The following is a 20,800-nucleotide window of genomic DNA, read 5'->3' on the forward strand; positions in this document are numbered from 1 at the left end:
CCATGGAAGCCTCAGAAGCTGATAATAATATTACCGATACGCCAATCGACGGTGTGCAAGACAACTTTGAAGCAGGTGCAGAAGTCTCAATTGAGCGGCGCTTACATCTTAGGTCTTTTGATTATTGGCTTTCCCTTAAGGGTGAACGCACTTATCCCCTTTTCTCTGATTTGCGCGCTGAAGATTTAGCACCTTTTAAGTCAAACAGCTTGCTGCTTGAATTTAACAGTCGCGGTGTTGTTGTGCGTTTTGTCGGGGATGTTATCCAATCCCTTATCGCAGCACCTATCAAGGTTGGGGCATATTTAGAGGATTTCCCTGATTGCGGTTTCTCTGTTGCAATGATTGAACAGTTTGCAGAAGAGGAAGGCCGGCGAAAAGCAGCCGAATTCGAATTTCTCGAAGAAGATACCGAATGCCGTGGCATGATGTTGCCTTTCTCCAGTGATGGGCTGCAACCAAATTTTATTATGGTAACTGCTAGTTTCCGTAAAAAGGCAGCGGAAGAAGTTATAGACCAAAGCCCGGCTTTTTTAGCAGAGGAAGTCCTCTCGGAAGAGATACCGCAAGCTGTGGACACATCCGCCTTTGACGGGATGATTATAGAGTATGCGGAGCAAGCTGGGGCCATCTCCCATAAAGATCAGCAAAATAGAATTGGGCTTTATGAAGTGTTGGCGCAGGCCTATCGGCTTTATGAACAATCGGTGGCTGACTCTGATGTATTTGCAGCAGTTCTTGCTGAAGCAGGGCTTAAGCAGCAGGCGCGCGCTCCTTTCACCCCAGCGCTGAAGCTTGTGTTTGGAAAAGGATATGATAAGACCCGTATAACAGAATATGCAGCGGCAATATCCTGTGCCAGCCGTAGCGGAATTTCGAGTACTGGGTTTGTTGAGTATCTTTTAGGTGTGCCAGGCGGCATTAAGGGTTGCGTTCAGGAAGAACGTGAGTACAAACGCCAAAAATCTGGAACACCAGCACATAATCGCCAACAAGAAGCGATTGAAGTTTTAAGGCAGAAAAAAGCGAAACCACTTAAGGATATAAACCCCGATGATGAATTCTGCTTAGTTTTGGCTCGCCGCAAAAGCGGTGGTGGTGTTGAAGCGTTGGGATGCGCAAACACCGGAAAGGCGGCGCTTGATTCAGCGATCCGCCAGCTTGCATCCTCTGATAAAAAATAGGCTCCATGCCGGGTTACGAAGGGACATTAAAAGTGACCACGGACAATACAATTAAAAAAATTCTCTCTGCAATCGGTGCAATAGCTGCCGAAAAACTTGAAAAAGGACAGTTGGTTTCCTTTGAAGGCTTCCTGAATGGTTTTTATGGTGCAGCAGCCCCTGATGACCTTCTGGAACGGGACACTGCCGAGCTTTATGCGATTGCATTTAGCATGTGGCAGGCGGCGGTAACGCGTGCGCCAAACCAGCCGATCGTGAAAATATTGAACCCGCGTGGTCAGGAAAACGGTTGGAAAACGAAGAATACCGTGGTGCAGATCATCAATGATGATATGCCGTTCCTTGTGGATTCTATCACAGGCTGTCTTGCTACGATGATGCAGTACCGCATTAAGATGATGCATCACCCTATTTTCGAAGTTTCTCGCGATGGCGAAGGTGTACGCTCTGATGGGAAAGGTGCTGAAGCCAAACGCGAAAGCTATATGTTCATCGAGATTGATACGCAGACAAATAAGGATGCGCTCAAGGAAATCGAAGAAACGGTATATAGCACACTGGCTGATGTACGTGCCGCTGTAGGTGATTGGCGCGGTATGTTGGCGAAAATTGATGAGACAGTTGCGTCCCTGACTGTTAACCCGCCACCGATTGATAATGAAGAAGTTGAAGAATTGATCCGCCTGCTACGTTGGTTGGGTGCTGATCACTTCACGTTCCTTGGTTTCCGCGAATACCGTTTTGAAGGTGACCCACAGACGTTTGATTTCACGCAGGTAGAGGGCTCAGGCCTTGGTATTCTCCGTGATGCAAAACGGAATGTTCTCCGTGATAAAGACGGCCTTACACCTATGTCGGCTGAAATCAGGCACTTCCTGACACAGCCTGAGCCTCTGATTGTTACAAAAGCAAACGTAAAGTCTACCGTGCACCGTAATTCCCATATGGATTATATTGGTGTGAAAATCTTTGATAGTGAAGGCAACGCTATCGGCGAACGCCGTTTTGTTGGTCTCTTTACATCGCTTTCTTACAGCCAGTTTGCCCATGATGTTCCAATGATGCGCAACAAGGTTGCTAACATTAAAGAGAGTGCAGGTTTTGGTGGTCGCAGTTACGCAGGCAAAGCACTGTCTCACATTCTGGAAACTTTCCCGCGGGATGAATTGTTTCAGGTAAGTGAAGACTGGATGTATGATACGGCACTTGGTGTTTTGCAGCTTACTGAACGTCCACGCCCGAAAGCTTTCATTCGTCCAGACCAGTTTGGAAGGTTTGTATCCGCTCTTGTTTATGTGCCGCGTGAAAACTATCACTCAGGCCTTCGTGAAGCGATCGCAGATATTCTCTGTACAGCTTATAACGGTGAAGTTTCGGTTTATTATGCGAAACTTAGTGAAGAAGCGCTGGCTCGCTGGCACTTCATTATCCGTACACGCCCGGGTGATGTACCTGAAGTGAACGTACGCGAAATTAACCGCAAAATTGCCGAAGCCACTCAGGGCTGGGAAGACCGTCTGCATACGGCGCTTGTTGAACGTGTTGGCGAGGAAGAAGGCACAGGTCTTAATCACGCTTACAAAGGCCGCTTTACGGCAGCTTACCGTGAAAGCTTTACACCGCCGCAAGCAGCATATGATGTTTGCAAACTTGAAGCACTTCAAGGCGGTGATGATCTGCAGGTAGATTTCTACCAGCATCTTGGTGACGGTGAAAAACGTTACAGATTAAAAATTTACCACGGTAGCAAGCTTATCGCGCTTTCGAGCTGTATGCCTATCCTTGAAAACATGGGCTTCCGCGTTCTTTCTGAGCATTCTTACGAAATGGGTGGCGGATCAACGAGCTTTATCCATGATTTCACGCTTGAACGCCTTGAAGGTACGGCCTTTGCTATTGAACGCCTTAAGCCGCTTGTTGAAGAACTTTTCAAGAAGGTATGGGACGGCGTATGTGAAAACGATGGTTTCAATGAGCTTGTTCTGACATCAGCAATGAGCTGGCAGGAACTTGTGATCCTAAGGGCATACGGCAAATACCTGCGTCAGTTGGGTATGGGCTATACACCGGATTATATTGCCGACAGCATGGTGGAAAATGATGAAATTTCCGCGCAGCTTGTCGCGCTCTTCAAAGTTCGTTTTGATCCAGTGTATGCAAATGCAAACCGTGAAGAACTTACGAAGAACATCACTACAGATCTGAGGAACTTGTTCGAGGAAGTGAAAAGCCTTGATCACGACCGTATCTTGAGAGCATACGCAAGTGTTCTTAAAGCTACGCTCAGAACAAACTTCTATCAGCCTGGTGTTGTTGAAGGTGTTGATGAGCGGGCGCTCGCGTTTAAAATCCGTACACGTGATGTGGAGGAAGCGCCTCTACCGCGCCCACATGCCGAAATGTGGGTTTACTCACCGAAGGTGGAAGGTGTTCACCTTCGTGGTGGACCTGTGGCACGTGGTGGCCTGCGTTGGTCTGACCGCCGTGAGGATTTCCGTACAGAAGTTCTTGGCCTTGTGAAAGCACAGCAGGTGAAAAACGCCGTAATCGTGCCGCAAGGCTCGAAAGGTGGTTTCTTCCCGAAACAGTTGCCGCCTATGAGCGACAGAGATGCCTTTATGGCTGAAGGTGTTGCTTCATATCGCAGCTTTATCTCAAGCCTTTTGTCTGTCACAGATAATCTGGTTGATGGTGATGTGGTTGCGCCGAAAGATACTGTGCGCCATGACGATGATGATCCTTACCTTGTAGTAGCGGCCGATAAAGGCACAGCGACTTTCTCTGATATTTCTAACAGTATTTCGGAAGGTAATGGTTTCTGGCTCGGTGATGCATTCGCATCTGGCGGCTCTCAGGGCTATGACCATAAGAAAATGGGTATCACAGCCAAGGGTGCTTGGGTTGGTGTTCAGCGCCATTTCCGTGAAATGGGCGTGAATACTCAGGAAGATGAATTCACTGTTGTGGGCGTAGGCGATATGTCTGGCGACGTATTCGGTAATGGTATGCTTCTCAGTAAAACCATTCGCCTGAAAGCTGCCTTTAACCATATGCATATTTTCATTGATCCGAACCCAGGTGATACCGAAGCGGCGTGGAACGAGCGTAAGCGCATGTTTGATCTGCCCCGCTCTACTTGGGAAGATTATGATAAATCGCTGATCTCACAAGGCGGTGGTATCTTCTCTCGTGCGGAGAAATCCATCTCGCTTACTGATGAAATTAAAGAATGGCTGGGTGTGGATGCTGATGCAGTTACCCCAACTGATCTGATCAACCTGATCATGAAAGCTGAGGCTGACCTTCTTTGGTTTGGTGGTATCGGTACGTATGTTCGTGCATCTGATGAAACCAACCAAGAGGTGGGTGACCGCGCCAACGATGGCCTGCGTGTTATCGCTGATGATCTGAAGTTTAAGGTTGTTGGTGAGGGCGGAAACCTGGGTATGACCCAGAAGAGCCGAATTGAGTTTGCTCGCCGTGGTGGCCGCCTGAACACAGACTTTATCGATAACTCTGCCGGTGTGGATTGTTCTGATAAAGAAGTGAATATCAAGATCCTTCTCGCGGATGCGATTGCCAAAGGTAAGCTTGATATGGAAGCACGTAATACGCTTCTTGAAAGCATGACCGACGAAGTTTCTGATATCGTTCTATCGGATAACTATTTGCAGACACAGGCGATTTCTCTGGCAGAAGCTAAAGCGGTTTCTGACCGTGAGTATCACCTTGGCCTCGTGAGAGCGCTTGAACGTGATGGTGGCTTGAACCGTGAGATCGAATATATTCCATCTGATGAAGGCTTTGCGGAGCTGGCAGCAAATGAGCGTGGCCTATCACGCCCGGAAATTTCTACGCTTCTAGCTTATGCCAAGATGTCACTCTTCGATATCATCGTGGACTCAGACTTGATTGATGAACCTGTTCTTCAGCCTGAGCTTGAATGGGGCTTCCCAAGTGTTCTTCGGGATACTTACGCGGAAGAGCTGGCAAATCACAGGCTGCGCCGTGAAATTATTGCAACGGTTCTTGCAAACGAAGTGGTGAACTGGGCAGGCCTTACCTTTGTGTATGAAGTGAAGGAAGAAACTGGTCTCGGTGTTGAAGATATTGTGGCGGCATTCGTGATTGTTCGGGAAGTGTTCGGCCTACAGAAAATCTGGAACGATATTAATGATCTGGATTATCAAGTGGCGGCATCTACCCAGTATGATATGCACCAGAGCGTATCTAACAGCCTGAAAACACAGGTTATGTGGGTGCTTCGGAACATTGATCGTCCGTTTAACGTGAGCAAGTTGATTGAACGCTTTAAAGCGCCGTTCAAGAGCTTGTTTGCTATCAAGCTTGAAACGCTTTCGGAACCGGCTCAAGAAGCCTTCCTTAACCGTAGAGATGTTTTAAAAGCTACAGGTGTTGGGCACGAACTTGCAACCTTCATTGGTGCGTTTGAGGTGTTCAGTAGTGGCCCTGATATCATCGCGGTGGCTGAACAAGCAGATAAGCCGGTTGATTATGTGGCATCTGTTCACTTTGCTCTTGGCGATAAGTTGGGCTTTGATTGGCTCAAGCAGCGTGCTGACCGTATTCCGCCGGATGACCACTGGGAAGTACTTGCTATTCGCTCAATCCTTGAGGATTTGGCGGATCAGCAGCGTAATCATGTGGAACGTGTATGTAAGCGAGCTGGTGATAAATCAGCTGATGCAGCCACGGCAGACTGGGCTACCGCGCAAGCAACGCGTATTATCCGTGCAGAACGTTTGATTGAAGATCTAGCGCAGGCTGGTACGCTTAGCGTTGCGAAGCTAAGCTTTGCGGCAAGACACCTTCGTTCAATTCTCAGATAAAGAGTTATAAACATGGCTGCGGAAGAAGAAACAAAACCCAAGAAGCGTTTGAAACGACCTTCAAAGGATCATCTCAATTTTGTTATTGCGGTGAGTGCGGTTCTTATTTCCGCAGCCAGTTTTATTGCCACCTATATTCAATCGGAAGCCTCTCTAAATCAGGTAAAGGCTGAAACTTGGCCCTATTTGCAGGTAGAACATGGCAATGTGAATGATGATTTAAATCAGGAAATTTATTTTCATCTGGAAAATGTGGGTGTGGGCCCAGCAAAGGTGAAAAGCTTCCGTATTAAATTGCAAGACAGATATTTGAATGATGCCTACCATCTGGTGGAACTGGTTTTCGATGAAGGCGGTACCCTGAGCTGTGAGAGTAATAACTGTTTGTTCACCAATACAGTGTCACCAAAAATTCTGCCGCAAGGTGATGTTTTAAAAGTGTTCAGCCTTTTCCCTGATGAGCAGAATTTACCGCTCTGGTACACCTTGAATACTGTGCGTTGGAGACTTCAGCCGGAAGCGTGTTATTGCTCGCTTCTTGATGAATGCTATGAGACAAATTTTGATACAGAACCTACACCCGTGGAAAAATGTAAGATTGCGCCGAAGCAGGAATTTGCCCGCAGTTAAACCGCTTATCGGCTTTGTTTTTCTTTATCAATAATGGTTTGAAGCCTCTGTCGGATATCGCAGGTTATTGGTTGTTGCATTGCACCGTGCCAGCGGGTTTGTTTTTTACCAGTACAATAATCTAGGCCTACGTATTTTGTTGGTAGGTATTTTAATGCAGCTATATTGTTCGCAGTTAGGTCAAAATTCTCTGCGCCAGGGAACAGATCACTGAGATCCTTTGCAACTAGGTTCCCAAAATCCTGGTGAACACCATTGTCTCGATCCTTGATGCGGCCTTCGATGATGTTTCCAGCAAAACCGGCTGAACTTGTAGGAAAGCGAACATCAACGCCTGCCGTATTTAAGATAGTGTTATTGATTAGTTTGGTATTGGCTGACTTATTTAAATAAACTCCTACATCAGCTGGACAGTTTAATATGATGTTTGAGCGGATCACTCCTCTTGAATGTTCCATAGCGCAATTTTGCCTTTCACAATATTGCTGTCCAGTACCGCCCCCTCCAAATGATAAACCAAGTCGAATACCGCCAGTATGGCGCCATTCGCAGATAATAAGATTCTGGTCAAATAATCCTGAGGAAGAATTACCTTTAAGGAAAGCTCCGTAACTAATTTTATTCCCCGCCGTTTTGGCAAAGTCTGCGATGAAGTTATTTTTCACACGCCAGTGTTTACCACCAACAACATCAATAGGAGTAACTGATCTATTAGTATTGCGGGGAGAGGAATTATAGATGGTATTGTTTTCAATACGAACACGATCAGGAAATTGTGTGGATGCTCCCTTTCCGTCGCCGTTTGCTTTAATAGCTGCATTAAACTCAGTAAGCGTATTGTTACGAATTATAATATCATCAGCATTGCCAACGATATGGAAGGCATGTTCACAGTCACTATCGGTTTTACAAAAACCTTTGATATCAAACCCTTCAATAATCCAGTTTTTACCAGTAACTTTGAAACCCACGGTTTTTGGAACAAATATCTTAACTGTCCCCGGTTTTACAGGCTTCAAAGTAATCGGTTTTCGAAGGGTGCCATTACCTTTAAGTTGTACTGTGCTTGTAAGAAAATAGTTACCAGGAAATACGGTGAATACGTCTCCGGCTTTAGCGTCTTTGAGGTAGCTATTGAAATCACTGCTGGATATTAAAATACCATCTGCAGAAGCATGTTGAAATGCCATCGTAACCAAACCAGACATAGCGGCAACTAAGGCAAGCTTCTTCATTTTAATCCCCATGGTATCTCTTTTTAACCTTACAAATGAGAATAACAAAAACTCTTTACCAGTAAACAGGTAACCTGTTTCACGTTAGAGCCTAAATAAAGATCATGTTATAAATGTGCCGAATTTTCAGGAACTGCAAACCAGCCTGCCATGAAATCTATGAAGGCGCGTACCTTCATGGGAAGTAAACGTCGATCTGGATAAAGAGCATAGAGTGTGAGTTCTGGCAGTTGCCAATCCGGCAATATTTGTATTAGTTCACCATTTTTTACGGAGTCTCCATAAAAGAAAGAAGGTAAACTCACGATAGCTAACCCTGCTTTGGCTGCTTCAAGTTGCATAACGCCTGAGTTTGAGGTCAGGTTACCGTTTACCCTTGTTTGTGCTGATTGATCACCAGACATAAATTTCCAAAGCCGGGAAGCCGGGATATTGGAATAAAGCGCAAAGTTATGATTCTTGAGATCTTCTATAGTTTTAGGTGTACCGTATTTTTCTAAATACTCCGGGTTCGCAGCGATCATACTGTTAAGATGGGTAAGTTTCTTAGCAATTAAGCTGGTGTCTTCCAGATTTGTAGAGATCCTGAGGCCTACATCATAGCCTCCGCCCACGATATCAACACGTTCGTCCGTGAGATTTAATTCAAGGGTCAGGTCTGGATATTCTATCATGAAAGCTGCCATGGCCTTAGAAAGATAGAGGTCAGTGAAACTTCGAGGTGCGGTAATTCTCAGGTTTCCAACCAGTCTTTTGCTTGCGCATGTAACAGTTTGCTTGGCGTCCTCAATATCAGCAAGAATATTGATTGCTCGTTCATAAAATAGGGCACCTGCATCGGTTGCTGATACGCCTTTGGTGGTACGTACAAGAAGCTTGGTACCCAGATCATCTTCCAACATATGAATACGGCGGCTGGCTACAGATTTAGTTACGTGAACGGCTTTGGCGGCAGCTGAAAGGTTGCCTTCTTCTACAGCGCGGCAGAAGGTGCGAAGGGAAACGAAATCCATAGCTTTTCCAATTTTGAAACGAGTTTAGAGAAAAGCTATGGTTTTGTTCTAAATTACGCAACAGTTTTATTGCCAGCGGCGGCTTATGTAAAAGCAAGCAATAGCACCAAAAAGGAACATGAGCGCTGGTGGGAAAAGCCAGAGTCGCGCAGCATCTCCTTGAATTTCTTTGGTCTCATAGTGGCTATATATACGATAGCCGCTCTCTAATTTATCTATGAAGCTGTTACCTCGATAGGTGTTTAACTCCTTAAACTTATAGTCAACGCGGTCCATGAGGCCTTGGCCATTTTCGTCTTGCTGCCCAACGCTTAAGAAATTAAAGATCATGGGGCTTTCACCAGCTTTGATTACACCTTCTGATTTATAAAGATGTAGTAGGTGTGGTGGGCCATTTAAGGCAAAAGTCAGCCCAAAGGATGCACCACTAATCATTAGCATGACAAGGCCTGCGATAAGCCAGCCTTGCATAAAGCGACGTTCGTTTTTCTGCTTGGTTAGAAGAGCTGTACGCACTTCGCCAATTTCGCGGAGTTTATCGATTTCTGCTGAAAACAGGTCTCGATTCATTTGTGAGACATCAATAGAATAGGCAGACATGATTTTGGCGAAAACTTCTTCCGAAGGATAGCTTTTCCCTGTTTCCAGTTTAGAAAGATAAGATTGTTCTACTGAAATTTTCGCTGCCGCCTCGGGCTGGGTCCAGCTGTTTTCCTCACGTTTTATTCTTATATATTCACCAAATCGCATGTCTGCCTCCAGTTTTTGCAGAATTATATTATCGTTGTATTTTGTATGTGCAAACAGGGCTAAACACCTGAAAGCAGAAACAAGTCTTTGGAATTCATGCTCAGAATGCCAGATGAATATGCTGGAATATTAGGTGAATATTGGAGCTATAGATGAAAAAAGGAGGCAGAAGGGGGTTTTCTGCCTCTAAGGTGGGTTAGTTTGTCGTGATTATTTATCGAGTGCTTCAACTATTTTCTGAACCACTAGCCGCGAAGAAAGGTGATTCTGTCCTGTGATCAGGCGGCCATCCACTTCAACGAAGGCTTGATTTCTGGGCCCGAAACGGAAATCACCATCATGATTTTGTACGGATTGTCCGATCAAAAGTGGGAATTGTTTGAAATACTCAGCTGTCTGGCGTTCATAATCTTCTGGGTATCCGACAACTTTTTTGCCAGCTACGAGATAAGTGCCGCTTGATGTTTTCAGGTTTACGATACCGGCGGTACCGTGACAAACAGAAGAGATGATGCCGCCATGCTTCTCATATATCTCCATAGAGATGTCCTGTAGCGCCTTGTTATCAGCAACCCCGTACATAGCGTTTGAACCACCCACATAATGTACAGCCTTATAGCGGGCAGGCTTAATATCTTCAGGTTTTTTAGTGTGAGCAAGGGCATACATCAGATCTGAATCGTAGATATATTTTCTGTGCATATCGATGGACGTATTAATATAGGAAAGTGGGAGGCTGCCGCCTTCAGGAGTTACGAAATCTACCGTATAACCATGCTTTTTAAATTCGTCATAGGCGTTGACAATTTCTGAGAAACTAGCCCCTGCTGGCAGGTCAGATGAGCCATGAAAGGCTTGGCTTGATAAGATAAAAAGTACACGGCCGCCGTGGTTGTTTGCTGGGGCGCTTGAAGCGGTTTTGGCAATGATCTTCCATTCACCATCAAGTTTCTTCACAAGAAACTGGTCTACGTACCGCATCTTGCGACCAGGAACCAAGATTTCCACTTTTGCTGTTGCGGTATCTCCGGCGATGTCCATGCTGATGATTTCACCAATACGGCCCGTATCTGTACCCGGTGTACGGCGACCAAACCAACCTGCGTATTCGTTGGATGGTACAATCCAGTGAGGTTCATCTTTCTTGGTAAGGTAAAGATTGGCGGTTTCATGGAAAGCTTGATTTATTTCTGCCGGACGGCTGAAAGATGTGCCATCAATGTAGTGGTTCAGTGTTTTTCGAATGTCTTCTTCATCTGTAGCTATGCCCGGGAACGAAATTGTGGTGGCAGCCAGCAAGATACAGGCTCCCTTTATTGATGAAAGGATGGTCATGTGGTGTTCCTTCTGTCGTGTTCAGGTTAACGGCAGAAGCAGTATGGAAAAGTGCTATGATTCACAATTTGGCGATATAATTTGGTAGTCCGAAATTATAAATCTGTAGAAATGCGATCACGGAATTTGGCCGGGGTTTCACCGGCTATTTTTTTGAAGGCACTATAAAAGGTGGACATGGAATTATAGCCGCATTCTTCAGCCAATTGTTCCATCTTGATGGATTTACCTTCAATAGTCAGGCGTTGTTTTGCACTATTGATGCGGTGTTCGTTTATGAAATCAGCGAAGGATTTTTGCAGGTTATCGTTCAAGAACTGGGAGAGTTTTGGAACTGATGTATTCAGTCTACCAGCAAGCTTGGGGAGCGTGATGGTAGATGACAGGTGTAGCTGCTCTTCGGCAATAAGTGTATCCAGCCTATCCTTAAGGGTGGAAGCCTCATCACGGGCGATACTTTTATCGGCGTATTTAACGGGAACCTCTTTTTTCCGGAAAATTACCAGCATTACAGTGAGATAAAGTATGAAGCTAAAGATAATGGCCCCAAGGATATAGGATAGGTAGCTTGCAGTGAAAAATGCTGCCCATATAAGAAGATTCCCTGCAAAAACACTCAGCGTAATGGTTTCGCTGAAGGCAAGTTGTCGCTCTTTATCCACCATTTGTTTCCAAATAGGCCTTAGTTCAAATGCACTTGCGGTGATATAGGCGAACCATACCCAGTTAATAATACGGTAAATCGGGCCGCGCCACAGTTCTGGGTATGTGTCGTAGGGTAGAAATAGCCCAACACCAATTAGAAGTGTTCCGAGAACTATAAGCTGGCCTCTATAAAACCAGTTATCAGCTCGGTATTTTCCTACCTTGCTGAGTACATGGAAATATAGAAATGGCCCGATGCTGAAACAGGCCATTAATCCCAGCTGCAGGAAGTCTCGTGCAACGTCAGGATTAAAATAGAGAATAACAGATTTAAAAATCCTCAGGCTTAGTGCCAACAGCATCAAAGAGAGAAACTTGTTGGAAGTTTCTTTTGGTTCGGTAAACCAAAAATAGGCAGCAAGCAGGAAACCGTTGAAAGCCCCCACCATTGAGAAAAAGAATAGATATTGTGTATCAATCTGCACGCTGCAGGTCTCGTTTAGCTGTTATTCCCACTGCCGTTAGGTGGCACTTTAATCTGCCTTTAAATCATTTTCAAATGACCGATAACTTGTGGCTGGTGATTGTCGTTTTTTTAGTTCTTCAATGGCGCTTTTGAGCATTGCTTTTGCTCTTGTTTTATCGCCATTACGAAGTAGTAACCTTGCTTCAAGCCCTTGTAGTAATGGTTCCCAAGCTGTTCCGGGGGAAGCTGCACTTAAAGCTGCTGCATCTAAGTTTGGAACGATATCATCGGCAGATGATGAAGCTCCAAGGTCTAGCTCCGCCATTACCTGATGATAGCCGAGAACCTGAGCGGCAGGTGAAGTGTTCCCCATCAGGTTTGCGAAGGCTGTACGGGACCTTTGAATACCCGGTAGGGCGCCTTCCGCATCCCCAAGGTTCCACATGGCAAGCGCTTCATTCGCAAGGTTCATCAGGCATGCAATGTTTTCTTCGCCGCTTTTAGTGCAAATAGCTTTCCGGACATTGGTCAAAAGCGGTAAAGCCTCCTCCCAGCGATTTGAAGAGCCGTAAAGGTTCGCAAGTGTTCCTTCCGCTTGTGATTTCTCCATGGAGTTATCGCCATATACCGTCGCTAGCATATCAATGGCTTTTTGAAGTTCACCTTCAGCAACCTCATGATCTCCTTGATATAGAATAGCAGATCCTAAAATATGTTGGGCTTCGGCAATACGCCAATCAGGTACAAGGCCGGATGAAACATACTGCGGTGTCATCAGGCTCCGCATGAGTGCCACTGCATCTTTATGGCGACCAAGGCGTGTATAGCACTGAGATAAATCTGTTTTGATGGTGTGTAACAACCCTGGATCTTTATGAGCAGTGTCGGAGTGTAAATCCCATGCTACTTCAAACGCTGTGATTGCGGCTTCAAATTCATTTTTGATAAGGTGTAGCCGAGCACGTGTGAAGTTGGCTTGTAGCTTTATATCGGCGGAAGGTTGTTTGAAAGATAGTAGCGCTGCTTCCACCTCAAGTAATTCTTCCTCCGCTTCAGAGAGTTTGCTGGCTTCAATCAGGGAGTTGACGCGCATAAAGCGTACATCCAGCCTTTCTTCACTTCCCTCTGGTAGTAGCTCAATAGTTTTTGTCCATTCTGCAATGGCTTTTTCTGGTGAGGAGAGCCCATCAAAAATGCGGGCCATTGTTTTATGAATGCCGGCGCGTACTTCTGGAGGTTCAGAGAATGTGATATCGATGTTTTCTGCTGCTTTATTAAGCGCAGTGCGGATACTGGCGTCTGGTCCTACTCCTGGTGTACGAGGATCTGCGGTAAGCAGTATGTTTTCCAGAAATTCGTTGGTTGCCTGAGCAGGGTTTGTGCTTTGTAGACTTTTTTAAAATGCCTACATTCTATCGTTTACTTATAATATCCAAAACAGTCCTAAAGTTCCTCGCTAGATGAATGCCTATATCCAATCAATAGCCTATCCGTTTACTGAACTCGTAAGTACTAAGATTGATATCAACGATCTAATGCGCTTTCGTTTCAGTGCTGTTAGCAGCGCTCAAGTTTTCTCGAACTTTCGGCATTATGCGCCGGCTAACCGGAACACTAACACCATTTTTGAGTTCGAGATGACCATTGCCTGATGGCTCTCTTGTCATTGAGACCACAGCATCAGTATTGACTATAAATGATCGATGAACCTTTAGGTATCTCGGTGGCAAAGTACTCGAAAGATGATTGAGAGTTCCCTTGTAAAGTATCATTCTTCCATCTTCAAAGTGAAGCTCGACGTAATCGTCAGCACCTCTACAGTATTGAAGCGTTTCCAACGGAATCCATTCAGTTTTACCGTTCTTTTTGATGGCTAACTTATCAAACTTATCGGCTTTTTGAAGTTTTGAGAGTGTATAGGCTAGCTGGTTCGCCCGCGCTTTTTCACTTTCATGTTGTTTCTGTTCTCGCAGGAAATCCTTAGCCTGCTGAATAAATAGAAATGAGAGTAAACTCGCTAATGCGAAGAAAAGTGAAAAATCTATAAAATGCTCCGTAGAGACACCAATAAGAACAATGAAAATGCATAAAGCACCTATTGTTGGCCATGCAGCTCTACGTGTCTTGGCTTGGGTGTTTGTCTTTGTAGCGAGATATATTAGCGAGCCAATACTCGCCAATGCGCTGATTAATAGGGAAACGTAAGACTTTAAATCGTAACTGGGTAGATATGAGGCTACAGCAATTATGAGCACACCAGTGATAGTAGAAAGTAACTTCCAGTCATTTCGGTAAAATCTCACTAGAATGTAGATATTTAACACTATACTCAGCGCTATCGACGATACACCGATGGATATCAAACGGATATCATGGATTGGATAACTATAGTCAATTATCCCGCGCGTAACTTTGGTAACCAGCAATAACGATGCGAAGAAAGAGATTAGGCACAACATGAGTGCATTCAATTGCTTTTTAGACCGATAGTACATGATCCCAAAATACAATATACCAACCAAAAACACCCCAAGGGTTGAAATTGCTGGCCAATACCGTTTGAGCAAAGCGTCTGTTGGATCTGAATATTGCCCAACCTTGATATGATGAATGACTATTCTATGGTTCAAATAATCATGATGATTTGAAAGGTACACCTTTAACTCTTGCTGGCCTTCTATCAAAACCGATCTAGGTAAATAGACAACGCCGTCCATCTTACCTGGAATTTCTGTTGCTGTGTCAATTCCTGGCGTACCGTTACTACCTATAAAGTGGCCGTTAACATAAAAGGCACTAGACGCACTGCCAGAGATAAATATGCCTAGTGCGGAGCGATCTGATAGAAACTGCTCGGGAATAGTAAAATTAGCTTTTATCCAAACTGATCTGTTAAACAGTTTTATATTGCGAACATCCGTTGGTTCACAGTCGAATAGATCGTGGCCATAAACTTGGTTGGAATTAAGACTACTCGAACAAATACTTACCTGCTTAATTTCTATTGTTTGATCAGAGCTCGTGCTTTCAGCCTGTAGTTCAACGCCAATACTCAGCATAAAAACAAACACGATAGTTCGCTGCAATTTATTGATTGCCATAGTGTTAGACCATTCACCGATAGATCAATACCGCTAACCGAATAATGCGATCAATAACATAGTAGATTAGATAATCAGGTCAATCATATACCCAAGCTGTATTTTGAGTTGGTTATCGTTCATCCATTATCTGCCCGGCAATTTCCACCAAAATACAGCTTAACTAGAGTTTTTAAATTACGAGGTTTTAAAATGAAACGCTTTTTGTCCCTAGTTCTTGGTGTGCTGGTCTTTACGTTTAATGTTGAAGCTATCGTTATACGTCATGATGTAAGGGACCAACTCTATCTGAAACTCGGAGCCGAATATTCTTCATCTGTTGCTTACATAAATGGATGCGCTAGTACTGTAATTGCTCCGGACTGGTTATTGACAGCGGCTCACTGTGTCACGGGTCGAGAGAGATTTCTGTTTAGAGTTCAGCACTTGAACAAGAGTTACCGAATAGCGTCTATTTTTGTGCATCCAGATTTCGATAAACAATATGATGAAATATATGATGTCGCACTTATTCAATTAAAAGAACCAATAGTCAACGGCAAGCCCGCAAAACTTTATCAAGATACTGAAGAGAATGGTAAACCTGTTGTTTTTGTGGGCAAAGGTACATTCGGCAACGGCAAAGATGGTCTAATCAGGGATGACTTCAAAGAGCGCGGGGCAACAAACACCGTAGCTGAAACATCAAAGCACGTTATTGGCTTTAGATTTGATAGCCCGGAAACTGCTACTAATTTAGAGGGGATCAGCTCACGTGGCGACAGCGGTGGCCCAGCATTCCTGGCTTCAGGGTCTGAACTCTATGTAATCGGTATAAGTTCATACCAAGACGGGAAAGGAATTGCAGAAGGCCACTACGGGGTATGGGAATATTATACTCGTGTTTCATCAGTGTACCCGTGGCTCATGTCTGTGATTGAAAGCACCGAGGTCGCCAGTGTACCGGAACATGCTGTCATTGATGCCATCAAAAGCAATAATATATCAGCACTCGAAAAAGCGATTGATGATGGCGTGGTCAACAATCAATCCATAATCAATGAAGCCTTCTACCAAACAATTGCTCTAAACAGGGTGAGGCATGCAAAGTTGCTCATATCCAGAGGGGTTGCACCAGAGGAAGCAAATGTAAAAGATGTGTCACTTTTCGAGTTTTCCCTACTTGAAAATCGAAAAAAGTATTTTCAGATGCTGCTGGATGAAGTCGCAAATAAGAAAATCCTACATTCTCCAGAAAGCCCGATTTTAGCATTAGCTATATTGAACTATGCAAATGATCGCAATTTGAAGGTAATGATAAAGACCCTTGTTGATCAAGGAGCCAACATCAATGCGAAGACTAACTCAGGCGATACGGCTTTAACTATTGCAGGTTGGGATACCAGTGATTTGGCTCTCATAACTCAACTGGTAATAAATGGCGCCGATGTAAATGTTCAAAATAACAATGGTGACAGTCCTCTGATGGACGCCGCTTATCTCGGAAAGCTGAGCTTCCTTCAATATCTCTTGGAGAATGGCGCTAATCCGAATTTACAAAACAATCGAGGTATGACCGCTGTAGACCGTGCAAAAAACAATAAAGTAAGAAATCTCATCGAGGCATATGTTGACTGAGTAGCAATCAGAAGTGCATTTTTTGCTTCCCTATCGGTAAGGAATTGATAGCGAGCTATTGGCGAAAGTGCCATACCCAGTATACAATGTTGGTTGCATAAGCACGCAACACCTTTGGTAGACTCTTTGAAAATCAATGAGTTTTGAATATATTATCTGCCTTTAGGTTCATCATTATCACTCGCATGCATCGCGCATAGCTGATGTTGAGATGATCGACAATATTACCCCACAGTGTTGGGTGGGAAGCCTAAGAGGCCAATGTCCTCGCTAGGTCTATAAAGTATGTTTTGAGAGCTTGCAACCGTTGCTGTTTTTCGCTTTCCTGCGCTTTTTGCTCTGATAAACCAAATATCATACTGGCTGCAATGCCAAAGAGCATTGCTGCCGCCGTGGTAATAAGCCACGGCCTCCGGGCTTTTGCTCTTCGGGTGATACGCTCCGCGGTTTCAACTTCTTTCAGTTTTTCCGCGTTAACAATGGCTTGCTCCCGCCGATCTTGCAGGGTGCGCAATCGTTCTGCCAATGTAGCTGCTGATGAAAGTCGTTCGGTAGGGTTACCGTTTGCTGCTGTACTGATATCGGCTTTTATCTGCTCGTCAGAGATATCATTTTCCCAGCCGGGGACAAGAGGTTTGCGAAGATTTCCAATCCAGACCTGATAAAGAAGTACACCGAGAGCATATACATCACTTTTCGTGGTAGGTGACTGACCAGAGAGCACTTCCGGTGCGATATATAGCGGCGTTCCAGATGTTGTATCACTTGATGTTGCTTCATCAATGGTAAGCCCAAGCATCGTAATATCAATGTTTGATATTTTATCCCGGTCTGTTAATCCGCCACTCCCAAAATCTACTAATTTGGGAGAAGGTTTTCCGTCTTTTTCATCAATCAGGATATTGGCTGGTTTCAGGTCTTTGTGGAGAATACCAATGGCATGCGCGTCTGCCACGGTTTGTGCAATCTTTGCAACGAGTGAAACCTTTTCATCTTCAGATAAAGCTTTCAGTTGATCAGTTCTGATTGCCCAGTCTTTTAAACTTACACCGGCATATTCGCTTTCAATAAAGAAAGGAGTGGTTTCAAAGTTCCAATCATAAAGCTTTACATAATTGCCGTTGTCTCCCAGTTCTTTCTGGAGCATGCGAAATAACGTTACTTCCCTTTTGAGAGAAGCGAGGCCAAGACCATCAGAGCTAAATTTGAAAACCCTTTTCTCACCCGTTTTCTGGTGCCTCGCGAGCCATACTTCTCTTCCCGGTGTGGTAGAGAGTTGTTCCGTGAGAATATAGTGGGGGCGACCGGATAAGGCCTCGCCGACTTTAAGTTTCAGAGCACTGGCTTTCTTCCTGCCAGCTGCAATACGTTCAACAGAACCAGTAAAACGGTATCCAATTCGAGCCTGGGTTTTGAGCTGTGCAGCATTTTCTTTACCCAAGGCCTTCCTGAGTTTTGCGATAGCGTTTGCGAGCACATTCTCGACAGTGATTTGATCAGCCCATATGGTGCTGAGGAGTTCTTCTTTGGTCATCACTTCATCAGTGTGTCGAAGAAGAAGTGCCAGCAGTTCTAACGGTTTTCTTTCAACGCGTTTTGTTTCGCCACCGACTTTTAAGGTGAAGGAAGTTTCATCAAATTCAGCAGAACCAAAGCGGTAAAGATACTCAACATCAGCCATAAATTGGTAACTCATTATCTACACAAACTATTGGTAAGCCTGTGTAACCCCCATCATTTTTTAATACGTTAGAATATCGTTAGAGTTTCGTGAAGACTTAAAATCCAGTGCTCGTCAATATGCAGCCGTCAATTGATGAAGCTATGTGAGGAGCATTCATGAGAAATTATGTAATACGTTTGATGGTGGTGGCTGTAGGCACTTCAATTATGGTTGGGCAAGCAGCTAAGGCTGAAGTTGCTATTCCTGAGTGCTCCTCCTTAGTGGAATGGGCGAATATCTCTATGGAGGTTGATAAGAACTTTAGCGGAAGAAGTTTTCAGCCTAAGCCCTTTAGTGGCAAGTTCCTGCTCTGGGGTTTGCGTGATGAGCAGCTAAAGCCTTATTTTGGAGAAACGCTGGATCAGTGGAAGGCTGAAGATTTCACAGCCTTAAAAGCTAAGTTTCAAGAATGTAGAAATACAAACCGGGCTGACTTAAAAGAGGCTTTCCAAGAATCTCGAGAAACCGGGGATCGCAGCCGCCATAATGAATTGCGTAATCAACACCGAGTGTTTGACCAATATGTTAACCGAAAGCTAAGCGCTGCACGCCGGGATTCATACGGTAATACATTTGAAGGTATATTGGCTCACCAGCAGGATGTTTATACCAAGCACTATGAAACATTGGCGCGCTTCAAAACAATTAATGCTGAAATTGGTGAGATGGGGCCATCTATCCAGAATATTGAACGCATTGATTATATTCTGGAACATGAAAACTTTGAATATCTGGACCCAAACCTTTTAAGCGAAGTAAAAGCCCAGCTGCCGGAAATTAAAGTGTCTCTTATGGATAAGCTTCTGGATAAAAAGCTTGAGGAATTTAATAGTCTGGAAAAGACATATACCAACATCGCAGTGATGAAGAAATCGTATGATGAATTCAAAAGTGCCAATTATCGCCGCAAAAGCAGCAAATGGCGCGCCTTTGATGATGGATTTAAGCTTGCCTATAATGCGCATGTGACCGCGAGCTTGCCCAGCTATCAGGAGCATATTAAAAGCCTGCCGACAGAACGTGATAGCGTGCGTGCAATCGACAATGAGCTGAGTAAAATGTTCCCGCGCCGTGACAGGGATAAGCCACGAGATTACATTATGTTTTTCGCCGCGGCCAATGACCAGAAAGAACGATTGAAGGCCAGAATTAAGAAGAAAGAATGCGAAGAAACCAAAGCAACGCTTGGACTGGATGAAGATGCAGCTGAGATGATTGTGCTAGGCCCTAAAGGCCCCATCCCGCTGGATAAATTTATGTGCCGCATTAACCCAAAACATTTCAAGGTTATGAAATGGGAGGAACCAGGTTTCTTCGGGTCTGAATATACTTTTTCTTTTTATGATCCGTTTGGCGGAGAAGCGCAGATTGTTTTTGAAGAGCAGGAACTTCTGGACGGCAGAGAAGCTCTTGTTGGGATTGAGATGACGGCAAATGGCAAGGAAAAGGAACTTACTCAGGCAGAGTGGCGAGATATAGCCAAGTGGCTCAATAAAATTGATGAAGAGTTCCACACACTTTGGGGTGGATAGTTTCCTCACATAAACTGGCACCTAAAGGAAAAGCCGCTCACTGTTGTGGGCGGCTTTTTTCATATCTTTTATAAAGAACGGGTCTTTATTTCGGTGCAATCACCATAATCATCTGGCGGCCTTCAAGTTTAGGACGCGCTTCGATTTTTGCATGCTCTTCCATCTCGTCTGCAACGCGGCTAAGAACATCCATACCTAGGTCCTGGTGAGCCATCTCACGGCCACGGAAACGGATAGTAAGCTTCACTTTGTCACCGTTTTCGATGAACTGGTGAACTTTCTTAAGTTTCACATTATAGTCGTGAACATCAATGCCCGGACGCATCTTAATTTCTTTAACGTCCTGCGTTTTCTGCTTTTTACGGGCAAGGTTGGCTTTTTTCTGCTGTTCGTATTTGAACTTACCGAAATCGAGAACCTTACATACAGGGGGTTCTGCGTTTGGCGAGATTTCAACGAGATCTAGCCCGCTGTCTCGCGCGATATCCATCGCCTTCGCTGTCGTTACAACGCCGTGGTTTTCGCCTTCAGCACCAATCAAGCGAACTTCTTTGGAAGTGATCGCTCTGTTAACGCGCGGGCCGCTCTGTTTAGGTGGTCCCGCAAAATTCCCCTTACGTATGTCAAGTCTCCTATGACTGTTAATATCTATATGCGGATGATGAAACCCCGGGTTCGGGCGCTATCCGCGTACGCCCAGTATAACCGCTGCATTTTCA

Annotated in this window: 14 protein-coding genes; 5 read left to right on the plus strand and 9 right to left on the minus strand. The window is 44.7% G+C overall.

Translation table 11 applies throughout. The features are described 5' to 3' along the window. The first annotated feature begins 2 nt into the window (after positions 1-2). The 3 genes from MF542_RS12250 to MF542_RS12260 are packed head-to-tail and all read left to right on the plus strand — an operon-like array spanning position 3 to position 6,664. Complete coding sequence (locus MF542_RS12250) at positions 3-1,184, plus strand: PAS domain-containing protein (RefSeq protein WP_247019834.1); 1,182 nt, start codon at positions 3-5, stop codon at positions 1,182-1,184. Positions 1,185-1,216: 32 nt separating this feature from the next. After that, positions 1,217-6,034: an NAD-glutamate dehydrogenase gene (locus tag MF542_RS12255; protein ID WP_247019837.1), complete on the plus strand. Its 4,818-nt coding sequence runs from the start codon at positions 1,217-1,219 to the stop codon at positions 6,032-6,034. 12 nt (positions 6,035-6,046) lie between these two features. Beyond that, positions 6,047-6,664: a hypothetical protein gene (locus tag MF542_RS12260; RefSeq protein WP_247019839.1), complete on the plus strand. Its 618-nt coding sequence runs from the start codon at positions 6,047-6,049 to the stop codon at positions 6,662-6,664. A 5-nt stretch (positions 6,665-6,669) separates the two neighbouring features. On the opposite strand, the gene MF542_RS12265 is transcribed toward MF542_RS12260, so the two are convergent. The 7 genes from MF542_RS12265 to MF542_RS12295 all read right to left on the minus strand — a co-directional run bounded on the left by MF542_RS12265 (position 6,670) and on the right by MF542_RS12295 (position 15,209). Beyond that, the gene (locus tag MF542_RS12265) at positions 6,670-7,899 is read right to left on the minus strand and encodes a right-handed parallel beta-helix repeat-containing protein (protein WP_247019841.1); all 1,230 of its coding nucleotides are present in this window, start codon (positions 7,897-7,899) and stop codon (positions 6,670-6,672) included. A 107-nt stretch (positions 7,900-8,006) separates the two neighbouring features. Beyond that, entirely contained in the window at positions 8,007-8,912 is a 906-nt protein-coding gene (locus MF542_RS12270; RefSeq protein WP_247019843.1) for a LysR family transcriptional regulator, read from the minus strand. A 66-nt stretch (positions 8,913-8,978) separates the two neighbouring features. After that, the gene (locus MF542_RS12275) at positions 8,979-9,662 is read right to left on the minus strand and encodes a helix-turn-helix domain-containing protein (protein WP_247019845.1); all 684 of its coding nucleotides are present in this window, start codon (positions 9,660-9,662) and stop codon (positions 8,979-8,981) included. Between the two features lie 210 nt (positions 9,663-9,872). Further along, on the minus strand, positions 9,873-10,997 hold the full coding sequence (locus MF542_RS12280) for a nuclear transport factor 2 family protein (RefSeq protein ID WP_247019847.1): 1,125 nt from the start codon (positions 10,995-10,997) through the stop codon (positions 9,873-9,875). Positions 10,998-11,092: 95 nt separating this feature from the next. After that, positions 11,093-12,127, minus strand: a complete 1,035-nt coding sequence (locus MF542_RS17830; RefSeq protein ID WP_247019849.1) for an AraC family transcriptional regulator — start codon at positions 12,125-12,127, stop codon at positions 11,093-11,095. A gap of 48 nt (positions 12,128-12,175) precedes the next feature. After that, positions 12,176-13,312: a tetratricopeptide repeat protein gene (locus MF542_RS12290; RefSeq protein ID WP_247019851.1), complete on the minus strand. Its 1,137-nt coding sequence runs from the start codon at positions 13,310-13,312 to the stop codon at positions 12,176-12,178. Positions 13,313-13,640: 328 nt separating this feature from the next. Continuing rightward, positions 13,641-15,209 carry a LytR/AlgR family response regulator transcription factor gene (locus MF542_RS12295; RefSeq protein WP_247019853.1) on the minus strand — a complete coding sequence of 523 codons (1,569 nt, stop codon included), beginning with the start codon at positions 15,207-15,209 and terminating at the stop codon, positions 13,641-13,643. Positions 15,210-15,401: 192 nt separating this feature from the next. On the opposite strand from MF542_RS12295, the gene MF542_RS12300 reads away from it, so the two are divergent. Then, positions 15,402-16,826, plus strand: coding sequence for a trypsin-like serine protease (locus MF542_RS12300; protein WP_247019855.1), 1,425 nt, complete (start codon positions 15,402-15,404; stop codon positions 16,824-16,826). Positions 16,827-17,076: 250 nt separating this feature from the next. On the opposite strand, the gene MF542_RS12305 is transcribed toward MF542_RS12300, so the two are convergent. Beyond that, positions 17,077-18,522, minus strand: a complete 1,446-nt coding sequence (locus tag MF542_RS12305; RefSeq protein ID WP_247019857.1) for a protein kinase domain-containing protein — start codon at positions 18,520-18,522, stop codon at positions 17,077-17,079. A gap of 143 nt (positions 18,523-18,665) precedes the next feature. Here MF542_RS12305 and MF542_RS12310 point away from each other — a divergent pair, with 143 nt between their 5' ends. Then, positions 18,666-20,081, plus strand: a complete 1,416-nt coding sequence (locus MF542_RS12310; RefSeq protein WP_247019859.1) for a hypothetical protein — start codon at positions 18,666-18,668, stop codon at positions 20,079-20,081. Positions 20,082-20,166: 85 nt separating this feature from the next. Here MF542_RS12310 and infC read toward each other — a convergent pair whose 3' ends face one another. Next, positions 20,167-20,703, minus strand: a complete 537-nt coding sequence (infC, locus tag MF542_RS12315) for a translation initiation factor IF-3 (RefSeq protein WP_255835586.1) — start codon at positions 20,701-20,703, stop codon at positions 20,167-20,169. Positions 20,704-20,800 lie beyond the last annotated feature (97 nt).

The organism is Kordiimonas laminariae (assembly GCF_023008165.1).
GTDB lineage: Bacteria > Pseudomonadota > Alphaproteobacteria > Sphingomonadales > Kordiimonadaceae > Kordiimonas > Kordiimonas laminariae.

Bases quoted from the DNA above. Each gene is read 5' to 3' on its own strand.
- MF542_RS12310 (WP_247019859.1), top strand. From the start codon at position 18,666: ATGAGAAATTATGTAATACGTTTGATGGTGGTGGCTGTAGGCACTTCA.
- MF542_RS12260 (WP_247019839.1), top strand. From the start codon at position 6,047: ATGGCTGCGGAAGAAGAAACAAAACCCAAGAAGCGTTTGAAACGACCT.
- MF542_RS12265 (WP_247019841.1), bottom strand. From the start codon at position 7,899: ATGAAGAAGCTTGCCTTAGTTGCCGCTATGTCTGGTTTGGTTACGATG.
- MF542_RS12290 (WP_247019851.1), bottom strand. From the start codon at position 13,312: ATGGCCCGCATTTTTGATGGGCTCTCCTCACCAGAAAAAGCCATTGCA.
- MF542_RS12280 (WP_247019847.1), bottom strand. From the start codon at position 10,997: ATGACCATCCTTTCATCAATAAAGGGAGCCTGTATCTTGCTGGCTGCC.
- MF542_RS12275 (WP_247019845.1), bottom strand. From the start codon at position 9,662: ATGCGATTTGGTGAATATATAAGAATAAAACGTGAGGAAAACAGCTGG.
- MF542_RS12305 (WP_247019857.1), bottom strand. From the start codon at position 18,522: ATGAGTTACCAATTTATGGCTGATGTTGAGTATCTTTACCGCTTTGGT.
- MF542_RS12250 (WP_247019834.1), top strand. From the start codon at position 3: ATGGAAGCCTCAGAAGCTGATAATAATATTACCGATACGCCAATCGAC.
- MF542_RS12300 (WP_247019855.1), top strand. From the start codon at position 15,402: ATGAAACGCTTTTTGTCCCTAGTTCTTGGTGTGCTGGTCTTTACGTTT.
- MF542_RS12295 (WP_247019853.1), bottom strand. From the start codon at position 15,209: ATGGCAATCAATAAATTGCAGCGAACTATCGTGTTTGTTTTTATGCTG.
- MF542_RS12270 (WP_247019843.1), bottom strand. From the start codon at position 8,912: ATGGATTTCGTTTCCCTTCGCACCTTCTGCCGCGCTGTAGAAGAAGGC.